The following is a 17,519-nucleotide window of genomic DNA, read 5'->3' on the forward strand; positions in this document are numbered from 1 at the left end:
TGAAAGCAATAAATAAATTTATATACCTAGTTTTTTTTCTATTTACCATTGCGTCTTTAGGACAAACAGCGAAAGTTACAGGAATAGTTTTAGATGAAAACAACAATCCTGTTGAAGGAGTTAATGTTAGTTATCAAAGCCAATCTGTTGTTACTAATAAAACAGGTTTTTATGTAATCACCATTCCTGCGAATCAAAAAGTAGTTTTGGTTTATACTCATGTTTCTTTAAAAAATATTACAGCAACATTTCAATTAAAAAATAATGATATTGTTGAATATAATCCTGTTATGAGTTCTAAAAATGCTCAATTGGACGAAGTTATTATTAAGAATAATAGAGGAAGAGCATCAGGGATTATAAGTATTGAACCAGAAGTTATTAGAAGAAATCCAAGTTTATCAGGTGGAATTGAAAGTGTGATTAAAACATTCCAAGGTGTAACTTCAAATACGGAACTAAGTTCTGCTTACTCTGTGAGAGGCGGAAATTATGATGAAAACTTGGTTTATGTAAATGAAGTCGAAATTTATCGTCCGTTTTTGGTGCGCTCTGGTCAGCAAGAAGGATTGAGTTTTACTAACACTGATTTAATTCAAAATATAGAATTTTCTGCTGGTGGATTTCAAGCTAAATTTGGAGACAAAATGTCTTCGGTTTTAGATATTACTTATAGAAAACCTACAAAATTTGGCGCTTCGCTAGAAGCAAGTTTTCTTGGTGGAAGTATTTCTGCAGAAGGCGTTTCTAAAAATAAAAAATGGAGTGCCATGACAGGTATTCGTTATAGAGACAATTCACTTTTGGTAAACAGTCAAGAAACAGAAAGTAATTTCAGGCCAACTTTTGCCGATGTACAAACTGTTGTGAATTATGATGCTTCTGCAAAATGGCAATGGAGTTTCTTAGGAAATATTGCTCAAAATAAATACAGCTTCCAGCCTTTAACACGTCAAACCAATTTTGGTACTTTAAGTGAACCTATTGCGTTACAAGTTTTTTATGAAGGACAAGAAGATACTCAATTTCAAACCTTTTTTGGCGCTATTAAATCTACATTCAAATCAAATGAAGACAATACTTATAAGTTTATTGCATCTTCCTATCACACACAAGAGCAAGAATATTTCGATATTGATGCAGCTTATTTTTTAGGAGAAGTTGATAGTAATATTGGTTCAGAAACTTTTGGTGATATAACATTCAATCGTGCGGTTGGTTCTCAATTGAATCATGCCAGAAACGATTTAGATGCACTTATAATTAATGCAGAAGTAAAAGGAAGTCACAACGTTAAAAAGAGATTCCAAATAGATTGGGGCGTAAAATATACACACGAAAGCATTCGGGATAGAATCGTAGAGTGGGAAGTTATCGATTCGGCAGGATTCTCAATTAATCCACCAATTATAGATATTCCTAATGATCAACCTTACAATCCTTATGTTGGTCCGTTAGTACCTTTTCAGAATGTAAGAGCGCTAAATTTTGTAAATATTGACAGAATTTCAGCTTTCGCACAATGGAATACAAAAACTACACTTGGAAACAGTCAATTGTTTTTAAACGCTGGTGTTAGAGCACACAATTGGATGGTTTCTGGTGATAATATTGCGTCTTCAAGTCAAACCGTTTTTAGTCCGAGAGCTCAAATTTCACTCAAACCCGATTGGGAAAGGGATATGATTTTTCGACTCTCAACAGGATTTTACTATCAACCGCCATTTTACAGAGAATTGCGCGACCTAAATGGAGCCGTTCAATCAGACGTTAAAGCGCAACAATCAATTCATTTTGTAGTTGGAAATGACTATAATTTCAAAATGTGGAATCGTAAATTCAAATTGGTTTCAGAGGCATTTTACAAAACTATGAATGATGTAAACACTTATACTTTGGAGAATGTGAGAATTCGTTACAGAGCTAATAATGATGCAACGGCTTATGCTTACGGATTTGATTGTAGATTAAATGGTGAGTTTGTTCCAGGAACTGAATCATGGTTTACTTTCGGATATTTAAAGACAGAAGAAAATCAAGATAATAGAGGAAATATAGCTCGTCCGACAGATCAACGTTTAAAATTTGGTATTTTATTCCAAGATTATATGCCAAATATTCCTAACGTGAAATTGTATATGAATTTGGTTTACAATACAGGACTTCCAGGTGGTTCGCCATCTTATGCTGATGTGTATCAATATCAAAGTCGTTTGAGAGATTATCGTAGAGCCGATGTTGGATTTTTCTATTCGTTTACCGAAAAAAATGATTTAAAACCAGACGGACATTGGTTGAAAAAATTCAAGGAATTATCATTAGGAGTAGAAGCATTTAATTTATTCAACAATCAAAACGCGATAACCAACACTTGGGTTCGTGATGCCTACACCAAAAATCAATACGGAATCCCAAATTATATGACAACGAGAGTTTTTAATGTGAAGTTGACTGCAAGATTGTAAATGAGTTTCAAGAAACATAGAAAGATTTTTTATGTTCCTGGAATGATTTCTTTGGTGGTTTTACCAATTCTATTTTTATGGTTTTTATACTTGAGTAATTCTTTTAAGGAATATTCATGTATAGAGTTAGGTCTTGCTGACAAAAAATCATATTATGAAATATTAAATGAATTTGATTTTCCCAATTTAAGAAATTATAAAATATTTGTTTTTAATAATACATTAGAAAAGGAGAAAAATAATTTAATAAATTTTCAAAAATCTCTTAGAATTCAAAACAAATTTAAAGACACTATCAATGGAATTAAACTTCAATTTGGTAAGAAAATGACTTATGAAGTTTATATTAGAATATTAGATATTTTACAATCTGAAAAAACTCCAACTTATATTGAATATCAAAATTATTTATGGATTTTAAATGGTAATCAAAGAAAAGAAAAAGCTAATCAAAGAGAGAAAGAACATATAATAGTAAACTGTGGTACAAGTTTTTACACTCATTTAGAAACTTTAAAGATAGAAGCAGAAGAAAAAGAAAAACAGAAAAATGAATTATTAATTTCATTTTATAAAAAAGTATGGTATTTATTTGTTGCTTTAATTGGAATTATAATTCTTAATATTTTTGTACTACTAAAATTCAATAGAAATAGAAAATACAATCAAAAATCATATCTTTGATAAAGATTAAATATTGTTCAAATGAAAAATTTCTCAAAATATAGTGTCCTTGCATTAATCATACTTTTAGTTGGTTGTAAAGAAGAAACAGAAAAGCCTAAAGTAATTTACGAAAATACTTCTAAAGAGCGTTCAGAACCAAAGATTGATACTTCTAAAATATTAGTAGCTGATTTACCAGTTCAGATGGAAGGAACTTCGGTTTTGTTATTTCCAATTGGTGAGTTTACCGTTGCTAGCGGAAGGTCCAAAACAAAATATTCGAGTTCAGAAAGAGAAAGTTTTGTGGTTTCTAATTCTAATGAATACGAAATTACAGGTTATTTAAGCAATTTTAAGTTCCAACAAATTGGTTCTGATTCATTGAAGGTTTTAACCGACAAACCTGTTTTAATAGAGCGAGTAACTTATTTGAAATCGATTGCTGATAAAACAAAAAAGCAGTTTTTAGTTTATGTTCTTGAAGATATGGATTCTAATAAAGACGGAAAACTAGATAGTAATGACATCAAAGATTTATATATAAGTGCAATCGATGGAAGTAACTTTAAAAAGCTTTCTGTTGAATATCAAGAGTTTATAGATTGGAATGTTATTGATTCTCAAAACAGATTATACTTCAGAACAATAGAAGACATCAATAAAAATGGTGCCTTTGATAAAGACGATAAAGTACATTATCAATATGTAGATTTAATGGATAAAGAATTGAAAGTAGTGGAATATAATCCTATTTAATAGTAAATAAAATAATTTTTCATTAAATTTAAAACAAACAACTCACTACAATTGTTAATGCAGCAACAACGATTTTTACAATTAGATTTATCATGATAAAAAGTATTTGTTTTTTTAGTAAAATTAGCATTACTTAAATTAATAAAATTGTAAAAATGTAATCTTATACAAATAACCAATTCACTTCACCATCTTCTTGAGATGAAATGTTTTTGAAGAAATTTTTAGGTGTCAATCCAGTCAATGATTTAAAGTCTTTTATTAAATGAGATTGATCATAAAACAACATATCGTAACTCAATGAAGTTAGATTGTTTTTGTTCTTATTATTCATTTGTGACTTTAAAGCTTCTCTAAAACGTTGTGTTTTTTTAAAATCTGAAGGTGTTTTGCACAAGTTAGATTCAAAATGTTTGTTTATATTTTGACGTGAAGTATTATATTTTTTGGCTAATTCGGCCATTGAATAATCATTTTTTAAATCAACGATCAATTCATTCAGAAAAGGATGACTAAAACCATTTAGTTTTGACAACCAATAATTTTCTATCATTTCACATCTTTTTTCAAAATCATTTTCATTTAAAATATGAAGCATAGTTTTCTCATAATCTTCAAAAGGAAAGAATTTAGAGAAAAAATTATTGGTATAATAGCAAAGCGATTTAGTTATAAATGCATTTAAACCAAGTGGTTTGAAATAAAAAGTAACTTCATTTAGGTTTCCTTCACAAATAATTTTGATTGGTTTTTTATAATGACAAATCAAATCTGATTCGAATGGATTACCAATTTTTTCCTTTACCAATGCTTGATTTTCTGTAAAAACAATTTCGGTATCTTGATAAACAGAAATTATACTATAGTTATTTGGAAACGTAAGATATTCAACCGTAGGTTCGGTTTCTTTTTTGGTAAGAAAGTAATAACCTTCAATGTATTTTTGAAGAATTTCAGATTTCGGCTTAAAGAATTTTATTTCCAATTGGTGTGAAATATAGTTTTGTAAATTTAGATAAATATTGTATACCTAAAAGTTAAAACTTACCGAATTGTAAGTGTTTTTTAAATCAAAATATCACTTTCTAAATCTGATTTTTCAATTTCAAAGTCAAAGCCAAGTTTGTCAACTAATTCTATTACCAATTTTTTATACCAATTTTCCGATTTGGGATGAATGTAGATTTTTTCAATCAATTGATTGATATCTACTTCAATTTTTAAACCATCATTGATTTTAATTTCTTGTTCAGATAAATCGGCGATAATTCTAACTTCACGTTCGTATTGAAAACTTTTACGTTTAAATAGAAAAGGGAAAAACATATCGTCAAAAGGAATATATTCTTTTTTGTAATCGATATAATTTACTTCACCAATGTATTGCTTGAAATCTTTTTCAGCTTCTAAAGCTTTTTGAAGTCTTCCAACAGTAGATTGAATAGCCAAACCTTCACTATTTTGTGTAAAAATTTGCCACATCGCAAACGATTCATACTCATTTATATGCCAACTGCTTACTACAACTTTTTCTCTGTGTGATTTATAGTAATCAAGAAATTCAGGATTATTGGCAGACAATTTTTTTATTTCCTCAAAAGTTGGTTCGCTAAATGTTCCTTCATATTGATCTTCAAACTTATCCGAACGCGACATGAAGAGTTTTCTAGAAAGTAGCAAGTCCAAAAATTTTGACAAGTCCAAATACTTCCAAACTATCGTATCTGGATTTTCTGGAAGTGTGATATTTGGATTATTGAAATACATTTAAAAACGTTTCGGAAATTTCATCGAATATTGTCCAACATAAATAGCAAGAATAAGCCAAACCACTATATATTTTAGAAGATATTCAGCAACTAATTGTTCATCCATAGTGTAGGATAATGTGATAATAACTGAAACAAAAATTATAAGAAATAAACCAGTAAAATATTCTCTTTTCATAAATTTAATGGGTTAATTATTTAACTTACAACTTACAACATCCAACTTCCAACCTCCAACCTTCAACTTTTTACTCAAAACTTTGCATCATTACCAACTTAGAATACATTCCGTTTTTGGCTAATAATTCTTCGTGATTTCCTTGTTCAACTATCAAACCTTTTTGCATCACTACAATTTTATCAGCTTTTTGAATAGTAGATAATCGGTGTGCAATAACAATAGAAGTTCTATTTTGCATCATGTTTTCTAGAGCTACTTGCACAAATTTCTCACTTTCGGTATCCAATGCAGATGTTGCTTCGTCCAAAATCATAATTGGTGGATTTTTTAAAACCGCACGCGCAATTGAAATACGTTGTTTCTGTCCGCCTGATAATTTTCCGCCGGCATCACCAATGTTGGTTTCTATTCCACTTGGTAAATCTTTTACAAATTCATAAGCATTTGCCACTTTTAATGCAGCAATAATTTCGTCATCGGTAGCATTAGGTTTACCAATTAGGATATTATTTTTAATGGTATCATTAAAGAGAATAGAATCTTGCGTAACCAAACCTATCATCTGACGTAAAGAGTTCATCGTCATGTCTTTTAGATTGATGCCATCGATGTTGATACTTCCTTCTTGTACGTCATAAAAGCGAGTAAGAAGATTTGCAATTGTACTCTTTCCACTACCAGATTGACCTACAAGAGCCACAGTTTTTCCTTTTGGAACTTCTAATGAAAAATTGGTTAAAATATTATCCTCTTCATATCTAAAATTGATATTTTCTATCGTGATATTTTTATCAAATGTTTCTTTGTTAATCGCATTAGGTTTATCGGTTATGGTATTTTCAACTTCTAAAACTTCAAAAACTCTTTGCGCAGCTGCTAGTCCGCTTTTAACCGAATAACTTGCTTTAGAAATTGATTTAGCTGGAGTAAGAATGTTGTAAGCCAAACCCATATAAACAAGAAATTGAGCGCCTTCTAATACAGCTTTTCCGTTGGGTAGTTTGTCAACCAAAACCATATTTCCACCAAACCAAAGTAAAACGGCAATTACAATAATTCCCATAAATTCGCTAAAAGGTGATGCTAAATTGTTCTTTCTACCAATACTGTTGGATAGATTTAGTAATCGAGTAACAGAACTGTTGAACTTCTGTTTGAAATTATGCTCTGCATTATAACTTTTTACAACTTTCAAGCCAGATAGACTTTCTTCAACAATGGATATTAAATAACCACCTTCAAATTGGGCTCTTTCTGATTTTGCTTTTAATGATTTTCCAATTTTTGAAATAATAAATCCTGAAATAGGAATAAATATGAAAACAAAAAGCGTCAGTTTTACACTAATTGCAAACATTGTTACAATCGTAAAAATAATGGTCATTGGCTCTTTTACGATAAGTTCTAAAATTGAGAAGAATGAATTTTGAACCTCATTAACGTCGCCTAACATTCGGGCCATTATATCTCCTCTTCTTTTTTCAGAATAATAAGAAACAGGTAGTTCAATAATTTTATCGTACATTGTTGTTCTTAAATCTTTTAAAACTCCATTTTTTAAATGCATTAAATGGTTTGATGCTAGATAGTTGAATAAGTTTTTAAATAAAAAGGTAATAATTACTAAACTAACAACTAATATTAATGCAAATTGTGGACCATCATTTTTAGACAAAGTGTTAATTTGAAAGTATAAATAATCTTTTCCATAAGTTCCAATATCCCAAATGGTTGTATAGATAGGTTCTTCCAATACTTTGTTTTCTTTCTTGAATAATACATCCATCATTGGTATTAAAGCAACAAATGATAATGTGCTAAACAAAGCATATAAAATATTATAAATCACATTCCATATAACGTGAAATTTATAAGGTTTTATAAATGGAATTATCTTTTTTATGTTTTCGTCCATTTCTAGTTTAACTGCATTTCTGCGATTATATTTTTAATTTTAGTATCCAATTCTAATTCAATTTCTTTCGCATTTTCTACAGCATTTAATGGAGAATTCACACTAAAGTAGAATTTAATTTTTGGTTCTGTTCCACTCGGACGAGCACAAATTTTAGAGCCATCTTCTAAATAATAGATTAGGACATTAGATTTTGGAATTGAAATCGATTCAATCTCTTGAGTGAACATATTTTTTGAAGTCGAATTTTCGTAATCTTCAATACAAACTACACGTTGACCATTAATCTCACTCATCGGATTCTCGCGTAAATCAATCATCATTTGATTAATTTCTTGCATTCCAGAAATACCTTTTTTGGTTAACGAAATCAAATGCTCTTTGTAAAAACCAAAATCAACGTATAAATTTAATAACTCTTTGTATAATGTGCTTCCAGCAGCTTTGGCTTGCGCAGCAATTTCGCAAACTAGTAAACAAGCGCCAACAGCATCTTTATCTCGGACAGCATCACCAACCATGAATCCGAAACTTTCTTCTCCACCACCAATAAACGTTAGTTCTGGGAAGTCTTTTATAAATTTAGCAATCCATTTGAAACCAGTTAATCCAACTTTGCATTCAACATTGTATCCAGATGCTAATTCTAACATCATTGGAGTTGAAACAATAGTTGAACCAATAAATTGTTTTCCATCAATTTTTCCAGCACGTTTCCATTGTTCTAGTAAGAAAGCTGTCATGATAACCATAGTTTGATTACCATTTAAGAGTATCATTTTGCCATCAGTATCACGAACAGCAACACCCAATCTGTCAGAATCAGGATCGGTACCAATTACAATATCGCCACCAATTTTATCAGATAAAGCTATTGCCATTGAAAGAGCTTCTGGTTCTTCAGGATTTGGAGATTTCACAGTTGGAAAATCACCGTTGGGAACCTCTTGTTCAGGAACAATATTTACATCAGTATAACCAGCTTTTGCTAAAACTCCCGGAATTGCTTTTATTGAAGTTCCATGAAGTGAAGTATAAACAATTTTTAAATTTTCTTTCGCTGCTGCTGGTGTATTGAAACTTGCATTTTCAACAGTAGATTTTGCAAAAGCTTCATCTATAGCAATATCAATGTATTCAATAAGATTTTCGTTAGCTTCAAATTTTATTTCACTATAATTCAATGCTTCGATAACTTCAATAATTTCACCATCTTGTGGCGGAACTAACTGTCCACCATCTTGCCAATATACTTTGTATCCATTATATTCTGGTGGATTGTGTGAAGCCGTAAGTACGATTCCAGCATGGCAATTCAAATATTTTAAAGCAAAAGACAATTCAGGAGTTGGACGCATATCAGAAAAAAGATAAACGTGAATTCCATTTGCCGAAAAGACATCAGCAACAACTTTTGCCAAAGTATTACTGTTATGACGACAATCATAAGCAATAGCAACTTTTAGTTGTTCTCCAGGAAATGATTTTATCATATAATTGGATAAACCTTGTGTGTTTTTTCCAAGTGTATATTTGTTGATTCTATTGGTTCCAACGCCCATAATACCTCGCATTCCTCCAGTTCCAAATTCAAGATTTTTAAAAAAACTTTCTTCTAAATCTTTAGGAGAAGTTGTCATCATTTCTTTAATGTCTTCTTGCGTTTGATTGTCAAAAGTTGGTGTTAACCACTCGTTTACTTTGTCTAAAATATTTTGTTCTATGTGCATAATCTTATTTTTTAAAACCTATTTTGGTTCGCTCTGTTTTATTTTTAGTAGCATCTTTTTCAACTAAATAATTCAGAACATTATATATTTCAGGTAATTGACCTTCTATTTCATTAATTTTATTTTGTAGTTCAGTATAATTCAATGCAAATTGTCGGATTGTTACGAAAGTTCGCATAATAGAGATGTTAATTTCTATTGCTTTATCACTTTTTAATACACTAGAAAGCATAGCAACACCTTGTTCAGTAAAGGCAAATGGTAGCGAACCACCAAAATAGCTTTTAGATGGTATCACAGATTGTGATACCAAGTCATTTATTTCATTTTCGGTTAGAGCAAACATAAAATCTGAAGGAAATCTTGAAGCATTTCTTTTAACAGATTGTTTTAAAACACGTGTTTCAATTTCGTAAAGCGCTGCTAAATCATAATCTAGCATTACTTTTTGATTTCTAATTTCATGTATTTTTTTTGTGATAATTTCTAATTCTTTCATGGCGTATAGTTTTATTTTGGTTTATAAATTTATTTCGGAAGCAATTTTATATCGTTCTTCATTGTTTTTTGTACGAAGAATGATTTCACCTAAAAATCCAGCTAAAAATAATTGTGTTCCAATAATCATTGAAGTTAAGGCAATATAAAAAAGTGGATTACTCGTTACTAGAATGGTGTCAAATCCAGAGTAAAGTTTTATAAGTTTTATAGTAATGATGAAACCAGTTGCTAAAAAACCAATAATGAACATTAAAACTCCAGCTGCTCCAAACAAGTGCATAGGACGTTTTCCGTAGCGAGATAAAAACCAAATCGTAATTAAATCAAGAAAACCATTGACAAAACGACTCATTCCAAATTTAGATTCGCCATATTTTCGTGCTTGATGAATAACTACTTTTTCGCCAATTTTTCCAAAGCCAGCATTTTTAGCTAAAACTGGGATATATCGATGCATTTCACCAGAAACTTCAATGTTTTTGATAACCACATTTTTGTATGCCTTCAAGCCACAATTGAAATCGTTCAAATAAACACCGGAAGTTTTTCTAGCTGCCCAGTTGAATAATTTGGAAGGTAAATTCTTGGTTACAGCATTGTCGTAACGTTTCTTTTTCCAACCAGAAACAAGGTCAAAGTTTTCTTCCGTCACCATTTTGAATAATCCCGGAATTTCATCCGGACTATCTTGTAAGTCTGCATCCATAGTGATAATAACATCACCTTGGGCTTTTGCAAAACCTGCATGAAGTGCTTGTGATTTTCCGAAATTTCTTAGAAATCGAATACCTTTTACACAAGGATTTTCTTTTGATAAATTTTCAATAGTTTGCCAAGAATCATCCGTACTTCCGTCATCTATAAATAGAATTTCGTAGGAATAATTATTTTCCTTCATGACTTTTACAATCCATGAATGCAATTCGGGTAACGATTCTTGTTCGTTTAATAATGGGATAATTATGGATAGATTCATTAAATTATAAACTTTGATTACGATCTTTTTTTACAATTGCACCTACAATAAGAGACCAAATTAATCCAATAAAAGCAAACATTAATACAGTAATAGGAATTGAAATGGCTGGGTTTGAGAATTTTTTCATCATAGAAATACTCATCTCTATTTGTTCTGATGGCATATCAGGATTTTTTTCAACCATCATTTTTCCTACTTTATCAAATACTTCCTCAAAATATTCTGGAAAAATCATTCCAAATACACCTGAAAATATTGCTGAAACTAAACCTGCAATTACACAAATGGTAACCCCAATTTTTAAACATTGTCCAAAAGAAATAAAACCTGAATTGATGTTAGTCTTATAATTATTGCAGCCTAAATAGATAAAAAGTAATGGCAATACTAAATAATTAAGTACACTAATAACAACTCCATAAGTTGGATTTGTCTGAGGATCTATGTTCATAACATATCCTACAACAAATTCCAAAATCATTATTGCACCAAAAAGAAGACCATAAGTTAAACCTGATTTAGCAGGAGAAGTAGTATTATCCATTTTTTTTATCTTTAAAATTAATCCACAAATATAGTAATTCCATTATTATTGTAGAATATATAATTCAATTAAAAAAAGTGCTTTAAAGGTTTGATAATTAAAAAATAGTTGTATTTTTGCACTCTCAAATAAAAAACAATAATTAAAAGTTGTAGCCAGTTGATACCTTTTATAATGAAAGCTTCACAACAAACTACTTCATAACAAATAAAAGATTTACACAATGAAACAAGGAATTCACCCAGAAAATTACAGATTAGTTGCTTTTAAAGACATGTCAAACGAAGATGTTTTTATCACTAAATCAACAGTTGAAACTAAAGAAACTATCACTCACGAAGGAGTTGAATATCCAGTTTACAAAATGGAGATTTCTAGAACATCTCACCCATTTTACACAGGTAAATCTAAACTTATCGATACTGCAGGACGTATTGATAAATTCAAAACTAAATACGCTAAACACGGAAAATAATTTTTTAGCTGTTCAAATTTTATTAAGACCTTCCAATTTTTTGGAAGGTTTTTTTATGAACTAAACTTTTGTAACTTTGAACTCGCAATAGTACAGATAATGCAACGCATTGTCTCAAACAATAAAAATTATGAACTATATATTATTTGACGGAACCGTTCGAAACGCACTTTTGCCATTTACATTCACACGTCCAGTTGCTGAAATTCGCATTGGAATTTTAACTATTCGTGAAAAGTGGGAAAAATATTTAGGTTATACAACAACCACTCTAACTGAAGAATATCTTTCTGAAAAGTATCCAATGGTAGAACTTGAAGATAATGTAATGATTAATGCTTCTTTTTTGCCCAATGATGTTTTATCAGAAATGGTTAAAAGTTTAGAAAAAAATCAGGCAATTTTTAAAGGTGATGCAGTAATAGCTTTTTATACTAACGATACTCAAGAAGAAATTGATTTTGATACATACGAAATTATTGAATTCAACGAAGATTGCCTAACAGTTGAAAATACATGGGATATTTTTGCTAAAAATGATGCAGCAATTAGAGAAGATTTTGATCTAATTACTGAAGGTAGATCATCGCTACCAATTCCAAAAAGTGTTAATGTTTTATCTCCAGAAAATATATTTATTGAAGAAGGAGCAAAACTTGAATTTGTAACACTAAATGCTTCAACAGGACCAATTTATATAGGAAAAAACTCCGAAATAATGGAAGGTTCTGTCATTCGTGGACCATTTGCTTTGTGTGAAGAAGCACAAGTAAAATTGGCTACAAAAGTTTATGGAGCAACTACTGTCGGACCACATTCAAGAATTGGAGGAGAGGTTAATAATTCAGTTCTTTTCGGATATTCTAATAAAGGGCATGATGGGTTTCTAGGAAATGCTGTTCTTGGTGAATGGTGCAATATTGGAGCCGATAGTAATAATTCAAATCTTAAAAATAACTACGAAGAAGTTCGTCTGTGGAGTTATGAAACAGAAGGTTTTGCCAAAACCGGACTCCAATTCTGCGGATTAATGATGGGTGATCATAGCAAATGTGGCATCAACACCATGTTTAATACAGGAACTGTTGTAGGAGTTTCTTCTAATATTTTTGGAAGTGGTTTTCCTAGAAATTTTGTTCCAAGTTTTTCTTGGGGTGGCGCTTCAGGTTTTACAACTTACTTAACTTCAAAAGCATTTCAAACGGCTAAAATTGTAATGTCGCGTCGTCACGTAGATTTTACAGAAGAAGATGCTAAAATATTGGAACATATTTTTGAAGAAACTAAGAAATATAGAAAAGAGTAAATTACTTAACTAGCATAAATAAAAAACACATAGCAATAATGTTATGTGTTTTTTTGTTTTAATTTTGAGATTATTCTTTTTTATCTTCTTCAGAAACCCAAGAAATAGCGGCGTCCAACTCATCATGATTAAAGCATTTAAATTCTCCAATCATAATTTTGCTAAAAAGTTCAGTGAAAATTTTGATGCCTTGAGTGTCGGTTATTATTGCGGCTCTGTTCCATTTTGAAAACACTTTTATTCCTAAGATTGCATCTTGAAGCCAAGCGCCAACGGTAAAATTTGATAATTCGGTTTCAATTTGTAAAAGATAATTTAAGGTATCATATTTAGCTACAAAAGCTTCAACTTTTGGAATGACTTCAGTTGTAAAATCATCTGCATTAATATCACCAACTGCTCTAAAACCTATAAATTTTTTTCCTTCATTTGCTATTTCTACTATCATAATATTAATTTTTTATCAATGTAAAATTCACTTATTATAAATTAGAAATATTACATAATTGTAAAGTTATATTGCATAAATGCTTGATATTTTACTATTTTAAAATAATTTTAATCTGTGAATCTGTGGCTTTTTTTATTTTTTGCCTAAATTTGCACTCTCAATTTTTTGACAACGATTTCATTAATTGAGTTTACTTATGGAAAACAGAAAAAAAGTAGCATTCTACACTTTAGGATGCAAGTTGAACTTCTCAGAAACGTCAACTATTGCTCGTAATTTTCAAGACGAAGGTTTTGATAGAGTAGATTTTGAAGAAGTTGCTGATATGTATGTTATCAATACGTGTTCAGTTACAGAAAATGCCGACAAACAATTCAAGCAAATAGTAAAAAAAGCCATGAAACTCAACGATAAAGCATTTGTTGCTGCCGTTGGTTGTTATGCGCAATTAAAACCAGAAGAACTTGCTGCCGTTGATGGTGTTGATTTAGTTCTTGGTGCTACAGAAAAATTTAAAATTACCGATTATATTAATGATTTGTCCAAAAACGATATGGGCGAAGTGCATTCGTGCGAAATTGAAGAAGCCGATTTTTACGTAGGAAGTTATTCCATTGGCGATAGAACTCGTGCTTTTCTAAAAGTGCAAGATGGTTGCGATTACAAATGTACGTATTGCACCATTCCATTAGCACGCGGAATTTCAAGAAGTGATGCTTTGGAAAATGTATTGAAAAATGCCTTCGAAATTTCGCAACAAGGCATTAAAGAAATAGTTCTAACTGGTGTAAATATTGGTGATTACGGAAAAGGTGAATTCGGAAACAAAAAACACGAACATACTTTTCTAGATTTAGTAAAAGCTTTAGACGAAGTAGAAGGAATTGAACGTCTTAGGATTTCATCTATTGAACCTAATTTGTTGAAAAACGAAACAATCGATTTTGTTTCAAAAAGTAGAACTTTTGTTCCTCATTTTCACATTCCATTGCAATCTGGAAGTAATGAAATTTTGGGTAAAATGAAACGTCGTTACCAACGTGAAGTTTATGTCGATAGAGTTGAGAACATTAGAAAAGTGATGCCACATGCTTGCATTGGTGTTGATGTAATTGTAGGTTTTCCAGGTGAAACGGATGAACATTTCTTAGAAACTTATAATTTCTTAAATGAGTTGGATATTTCTTATTTGCACGTTTTTACTTATTCTGAAAGAGACAATACTGAAGCAGCAACTATGGAAAATGTAGTTCCAATGAATGTGAGATCTAAAAGAAGTAAAATGCTTCGCGGATTATCTGTGAAAAAACGTCGTGCTTTTTATGAAAGTCAAATAGGAAGTAACAGAACTGTTTTGTTTGAAGGTGAAAATAAGGAAGGTTATATTCACGGATTTACAGAAAATTACGTAAAAGTTAAAACACCTTGGAATCCAGAATTAGTCAATACTTTGCACGAAATCAATTTGACAAGAATAGATGAAGATGGAAGTGTGAGATTGAAATTCCAAAACGAAAAATTCCAAATCCCAACTGTTTAAGTATTGGAATTTGGAATTTTAAAAATTGGATTTTCTAATATTTATAGTTAAACCTAATTTTAGTAATCCTAAAAACAGATTCGCTGTATTGTTCTATAAATTCATATTTATTTCTTCCTGGTTGTTTGAAATCGATGATTCTTTCGCCAGAAATTTCATAGTACATAGAGTTTCCTTCAAACATAAATCGTTTGCCATTGTTGCGATATGCAGAACGAATTAAATCAAATTCAGATAAATTCCATGTAGTAAGATTAGCATCTAAATCTTCCAATTCTGAAAACAATCCTTCTGTAATTTCGGTTTTGCAACCATAATATTTTTGGATGTTTTCAAAAAATGAAATTATGTTGAGGTTTAGTTCTTCGGAATTCATTCTATAAAATTATGAAAAAAAATTCTAATTTAAATTATCAGTAAAGAGTTTTAGGTTTTTAATTTATTTAGCTGATTAGGCTATTTTTAAATGTTATTGGCTGTTTAACCGATTTCTTCTCATTTAGACGTTTTTATTTCATACAATGAAATTCGCTTTATATTTTTGTTCTTGATATTAATAAATCAAACAATCAATGATGAAAAAATGTGTTTTATTTGTAATGGCAATCTTTTTTATTTCTTGTTCTAATGATGATGCTACTACAAAAACTTCTGCTATGGCAGGCGTTTGGAAATTAACGTCTTTGACAACTGAAAATCCTATTCTTGTAAATGGTGTTTTAACAAAGAACTTCACTCAAATTGCTTCAAATTCGCAAATCAATTTTATTGATACTACTTCAGGTACTATAAGTTATGTTTCTAGTATAGGTTTCTTTTCGCAAACCATAAATCAAAATATAGAATATAGTTCAACATCTTCTTTTGTATCATTTAATTTTGATTTTACTAAAAATAATAATTTAGTTACGTTTTACAAGGAAAATAATGAAACAGTTAATTTGGTATTAGACGGAAACACATTAACAATGGAAGTAGGCAGCGGAATTGTGCTAGGAAATTTAGATAACAATACAACCGAAAATTATGCTATTAAATATGTTTTTACAAAACAATAGTTGTTTCAAATACTCAATAAAAAATAGAATTATCCTTTAATTCTTTATCAAAAAAAAACCAAAAATCGATGTAGTCATGATTTTTGGTTTTTTTTTGAATTTACTAAAAAATTTATATTTTAATTCCTGGAGGCAATAAATCTCTATAAGTTGTATTTTTTCTAAAAAACAATGCAATTTTAGGAAGAATAGGGACCACTTTTAATTTACGTTCGTAAGCAATTTCCATAATATTCTTCAATAAATCATTAATAAATTCTTCATTGTCGAATCCATCAAAAGTATTGATTCTTGTTAGGAAAATCTTTTTTTCTTGAAACGAATATTCAACAGAAACCAACTTTCCATCGACCAAAGTTTCAAACTGTCTAGCGAATGTATTGTCTTTAATTTCCATTTTTTCTAAAATTAACTCTGAGTTCATGTATAAGTGGGATAAATAAATTAATTTTATGCAAATTTCGGAATAAAATATGGATAAAGCCACCGAAATAAGTTAAAATATGAGTAAGATACACGTTTATTTTATGCCAGGTCTCGCTGCAAGTCCAACAATCTTTGAAATGATTGATTTGCCAAAAGACACTTTCGAAGTACACTTATTACACTGGTTTCTGCCAGAAAAGAATGAATTGCTTGTTGATTATGCCAAACGTATGGCAAAAAAAGTAACTCATGATAATGTGGTTTTGATTGGAGTTTCCTTTGGAGGCGTTTTAGTTCAGGAAATGAAACAGTTTCTTACTACTAAAAAAATCATTATCGTTTCAAGTGTTCGTAGCAATAATGAATTACCTCGAAGAATGAAAATTGCTAAAACTACTAAAGCCTATAAATTACTTCCTACAGGTTTGCTTCAAGATGTTGAACTATTGACCAAATACGCTTTTGGCGATACCTTGAAAAAGAAATTAAAACTTTACGAGAAATACCTTCATATGCGCAATAAAGAATACTTAGATTGGGCAATTGAGCAAATGATTTGTTGGGATAGAACTAAAATTGATATGGAAGTTGTTCATATTCATGGAGATGCTGACGAAGTTTTTCCTGCCAAACATATTAAAGGTTTTATTAATGTAAAAGGAGGAACTCATGCAATGATTCTAAGTAAATATCGATGGTTTAACACAAATTTACCAAAGATAATTTTAGAATGATTTTGATTTTGGATTGATTTTTG

19 protein-coding genes are annotated in these 17,519 nt (G+C 30.2%); 8 read left to right on the forward strand and 11 right to left on the reverse strand.

What is annotated here, in order from left to right:
* Nucleotides 1-8: 8 nt before the first annotated feature.
* From ACIQ06_RS04315 to ACIQ06_RS04325, 3 genes are read left to right on the forward strand one after another with little or no spacing between them, the layout of a single operon-like run.
* Nucleotides 9-2,465 carry a carboxypeptidase-like regulatory domain-containing protein gene (locus ACIQ06_RS04315; protein WP_396144127.1) on the forward strand — a complete coding sequence of 819 codons (2,457 nt, stop codon included), beginning with the start codon at nucleotides 9-11 and terminating at the stop codon, nucleotides 2,463-2,465.
* Nucleotides 2,466-3,149 carry a hypothetical protein gene (locus ACIQ06_RS04320; RefSeq protein WP_396144048.1) on the forward strand — a complete coding sequence of 228 codons (684 nt, stop codon included), beginning with the start codon at nucleotides 2,466-2,468 and terminating at the stop codon, nucleotides 3,147-3,149.
* 21 nt (nucleotides 3,150-3,170) lie between these two features.
* On the forward strand, nucleotides 3,171-3,887 hold the full coding sequence (locus tag ACIQ06_RS04325) for a hypothetical protein (RefSeq protein ID WP_396144049.1): 717 nt from the start codon (nucleotides 3,171-3,173) through the stop codon (nucleotides 3,885-3,887).
* A 163-nt stretch (nucleotides 3,888-4,050) separates the two neighbouring features.
* Here the strand turns inward: ACIQ06_RS04325 and ACIQ06_RS04330 are convergent, their stop codons facing one another.
* The 8 genes from ACIQ06_RS04330 to ACIQ06_RS04365 form a co-directional block, all read right to left on the reverse strand.
* A complete protein-coding gene (locus ACIQ06_RS04330) occupies nucleotides 4,051-4,872 on the reverse strand; it encodes a helix-turn-helix domain-containing protein (RefSeq protein ID WP_396144050.1) in 822 nt (273 codons plus the stop codon).
* A gap of 80 nt (nucleotides 4,873-4,952) precedes the next feature.
* Nucleotides 4,953-5,654, reverse strand: a complete 702-nt coding sequence (locus ACIQ06_RS04335; RefSeq protein ID WP_396144051.1) for a hypothetical protein — start codon at nucleotides 5,652-5,654, stop codon at nucleotides 4,953-4,955.
* Nucleotides 5,655-5,834 (reverse strand): hypothetical protein, encoded by a 180-nt coding sequence (locus ACIQ06_RS04340; protein WP_396144052.1) that lies wholly within the window; start codon nucleotides 5,832-5,834, stop codon nucleotides 5,655-5,657. It lies immediately after the preceding gene.
* A 70-nt stretch (nucleotides 5,835-5,904) separates the two neighbouring features.
* Nucleotides 5,905-7,752 (reverse strand): ABC transporter ATP-binding protein, encoded by a 1,848-nt coding sequence (locus tag ACIQ06_RS04345; protein WP_396144053.1) that lies wholly within the window; start codon nucleotides 7,750-7,752, stop codon nucleotides 5,905-5,907.
* A gap of 2 nt (nucleotides 7,753-7,754) precedes the next feature.
* Entirely contained in the window at nucleotides 7,755-9,482 is a 1,728-nt protein-coding gene (locus ACIQ06_RS04350) for a phospho-sugar mutase (protein ID WP_396144054.1), read from the reverse strand.
* Between the two features lie 4 nt (nucleotides 9,483-9,486).
* Complete coding sequence (locus ACIQ06_RS04355) at nucleotides 9,487-9,981, reverse strand: ORF6N domain-containing protein (RefSeq protein WP_396144055.1); 495 nt, start codon at nucleotides 9,979-9,981, stop codon at nucleotides 9,487-9,489.
* A 21-nt stretch (nucleotides 9,982-10,002) separates the two neighbouring features.
* Entirely contained in the window at nucleotides 10,003-10,959 is a 957-nt protein-coding gene (locus tag ACIQ06_RS04360) for a glycosyltransferase family 2 protein (protein WP_396144056.1), read from the reverse strand.
* Nucleotides 10,960-10,963: 4 nt separating this feature from the next.
* On the reverse strand, nucleotides 10,964-11,506 hold the full coding sequence (locus tag ACIQ06_RS04365; protein WP_396144057.1) for a DUF4199 domain-containing protein: 543 nt from the start codon (nucleotides 11,504-11,506) through the stop codon (nucleotides 10,964-10,966).
* Between the two features lie 223 nt (nucleotides 11,507-11,729).
* Between ACIQ06_RS04365 and ACIQ06_RS04370 the strand changes: the two genes are divergently transcribed.
* Together ACIQ06_RS04370 and ACIQ06_RS04375 are read left to right on the forward strand one after the other, a co-directional pair.
* A complete protein-coding gene (locus ACIQ06_RS04370) occupies nucleotides 11,730-11,981 on the forward strand; it encodes a type B 50S ribosomal protein L31 (protein ID WP_345090026.1) in 252 nt (83 codons plus the stop codon).
* Between the two features lie 130 nt (nucleotides 11,982-12,111).
* A complete protein-coding gene (locus tag ACIQ06_RS04375) occupies nucleotides 12,112-13,287 on the forward strand; it encodes a GlmU family protein (RefSeq protein ID WP_396144058.1) in 1,176 nt (391 codons plus the stop codon).
* A gap of 70 nt (nucleotides 13,288-13,357) precedes the next feature.
* Here ACIQ06_RS04375 and ACIQ06_RS04380 read toward each other — a convergent pair whose 3' ends face one another.
* Nucleotides 13,358-13,735: an STAS/SEC14 domain-containing protein gene (locus ACIQ06_RS04380; RefSeq protein WP_396144059.1), complete on the reverse strand. Its 378-nt coding sequence runs from the start codon at nucleotides 13,733-13,735 to the stop codon at nucleotides 13,358-13,360.
* A 199-nt stretch (nucleotides 13,736-13,934) separates the two neighbouring features.
* Between ACIQ06_RS04380 and mtaB the strand changes: the two genes are divergently transcribed.
* Complete coding sequence (gene mtaB / locus ACIQ06_RS04385; protein ID WP_396144060.1) at nucleotides 13,935-15,278, forward strand: tRNA (N(6)-L-threonylcarbamoyladenosine(37)-C(2))-methylthiotransferase MtaB; 1,344 nt, start codon at nucleotides 13,935-13,937, stop codon at nucleotides 15,276-15,278.
* Between the two features lie 34 nt (nucleotides 15,279-15,312).
* Here mtaB and ACIQ06_RS04390 read toward each other — a convergent pair whose 3' ends face one another.
* Nucleotides 15,313-15,654, reverse strand: coding sequence for a hypothetical protein (locus ACIQ06_RS04390; RefSeq protein ID WP_298304178.1), 342 nt, complete (start codon nucleotides 15,652-15,654; stop codon nucleotides 15,313-15,315).
* A 196-nt stretch (nucleotides 15,655-15,850) separates the two neighbouring features.
* Between ACIQ06_RS04390 and ACIQ06_RS04395 the strand changes: the two genes are divergently transcribed.
* Nucleotides 15,851-16,336 carry a hypothetical protein gene (locus tag ACIQ06_RS04395; protein WP_396144061.1) on the forward strand — a complete coding sequence of 162 codons (486 nt, stop codon included), beginning with the start codon at nucleotides 15,851-15,853 and terminating at the stop codon, nucleotides 16,334-16,336.
* 112 nt (nucleotides 16,337-16,448) lie between these two features.
* Here the strand turns inward: ACIQ06_RS04395 and ACIQ06_RS04400 are convergent, their stop codons facing one another.
* Nucleotides 16,449-16,733 carry a GNAT family N-acetyltransferase gene (locus tag ACIQ06_RS04400; protein WP_298304181.1) on the reverse strand — a complete coding sequence of 95 codons (285 nt, stop codon included), beginning with the start codon at nucleotides 16,731-16,733 and terminating at the stop codon, nucleotides 16,449-16,451.
* 106 nt (nucleotides 16,734-16,839) lie between these two features.
* On the opposite strand from ACIQ06_RS04400, the gene ACIQ06_RS04405 reads away from it, so the two are divergent.
* Entirely contained in the window at nucleotides 16,840-17,496 is a 657-nt protein-coding gene (locus ACIQ06_RS04405; RefSeq protein WP_396144062.1) for an alpha/beta hydrolase, read from the forward strand.
* The last annotated feature ends 23 nt before the right edge of the window (nucleotides 17,497-17,519 follow it).

The sequence above is a fragment of the Flavobacterium sp. genome, from assembly GCF_044341265.1.
Lineage (GTDB): Bacteria > Bacteroidota > Bacteroidia > Flavobacteriales > Flavobacteriaceae > Flavobacterium.

What these genes read in the sequence shown, in the direction of transcription:
- ACIQ06_RS04320 (WP_396144048.1), top strand. Translation starts at nt 2,466, where the DNA reads ATGAGTTTCAAGAAACATAGAAAGATTTTTTATGTTCCTGGAATGATT.
- ACIQ06_RS04325 (WP_396144049.1), top strand. Translation starts at nt 3,171, where the DNA reads ATGAAAAATTTCTCAAAATATAGTGTCCTTGCATTAATCATACTTTTA.
- ACIQ06_RS04335 (WP_396144051.1), bottom strand. Translation starts at nt 5,654, where the DNA reads ATGTATTTCAATAATCCAAATATCACACTTCCAGAAAATCCAGATACG.
- ACIQ06_RS04340 (WP_396144052.1), bottom strand. Translation starts at nt 5,834, where the DNA reads ATGAAAAGAGAATATTTTACTGGTTTATTTCTTATAATTTTTGTTTCA.
- ACIQ06_RS04345 (WP_396144053.1), bottom strand. Translation starts at nt 7,752, where the DNA reads ATGGACGAAAACATAAAAAAGATAATTCCATTTATAAAACCTTATAAA.
- ACIQ06_RS04350 (WP_396144054.1), bottom strand. Translation starts at nt 9,482, where the DNA reads ATGCACATAGAACAAAATATTTTAGACAAAGTAAACGAGTGGTTAACA.
- ACIQ06_RS04355 (WP_396144055.1), bottom strand. Translation starts at nt 9,981, where the DNA reads ATGAAAGAATTAGAAATTATCACAAAAAAAATACATGAAATTAGAAAT.
- ACIQ06_RS04360 (WP_396144056.1), bottom strand. Translation starts at nt 10,959, where the DNA reads ATGAATCTATCCATAATTATCCCATTATTAAACGAACAAGAATCGTTA.
- ACIQ06_RS04365 (WP_396144057.1), bottom strand. Translation starts at nt 11,506, where the DNA reads ATGGATAATACTACTTCTCCTGCTAAATCAGGTTTAACTTATGGTCTT.
- ACIQ06_RS04370 (WP_345090026.1), top strand. Translation starts at nt 11,730, where the DNA reads ATGAAACAAGGAATTCACCCAGAAAATTACAGATTAGTTGCTTTTAAA.
- ACIQ06_RS04375 (WP_396144058.1), top strand. Translation starts at nt 12,112, where the DNA reads ATGAACTATATATTATTTGACGGAACCGTTCGAAACGCACTTTTGCCA.
- ACIQ06_RS04380 (WP_396144059.1), bottom strand. Translation starts at nt 13,735, where the DNA reads ATGATAGTAGAAATAGCAAATGAAGGAAAAAAATTTATAGGTTTTAGA.
- mtaB (WP_396144060.1), top strand. Translation starts at nt 13,935, where the DNA reads ATGGAAAACAGAAAAAAAGTAGCATTCTACACTTTAGGATGCAAGTTG.
- ACIQ06_RS04390 (WP_298304178.1), bottom strand. Translation starts at nt 15,654, where the DNA reads ATGAATTCCGAAGAACTAAACCTCAACATAATTTCATTTTTTGAAAAC.
- ACIQ06_RS04395 (WP_396144061.1), top strand. Translation starts at nt 15,851, where the DNA reads ATGATGAAAAAATGTGTTTTATTTGTAATGGCAATCTTTTTTATTTCT.
- ACIQ06_RS04400 (WP_298304181.1), bottom strand. Translation starts at nt 16,733, where the DNA reads ATGGAAATTAAAGACAATACATTCGCTAGACAGTTTGAAACTTTGGTC.
- ACIQ06_RS04405 (WP_396144062.1), top strand. Translation starts at nt 16,840, where the DNA reads ATGAGTAAGATACACGTTTATTTTATGCCAGGTCTCGCTGCAAGTCCA.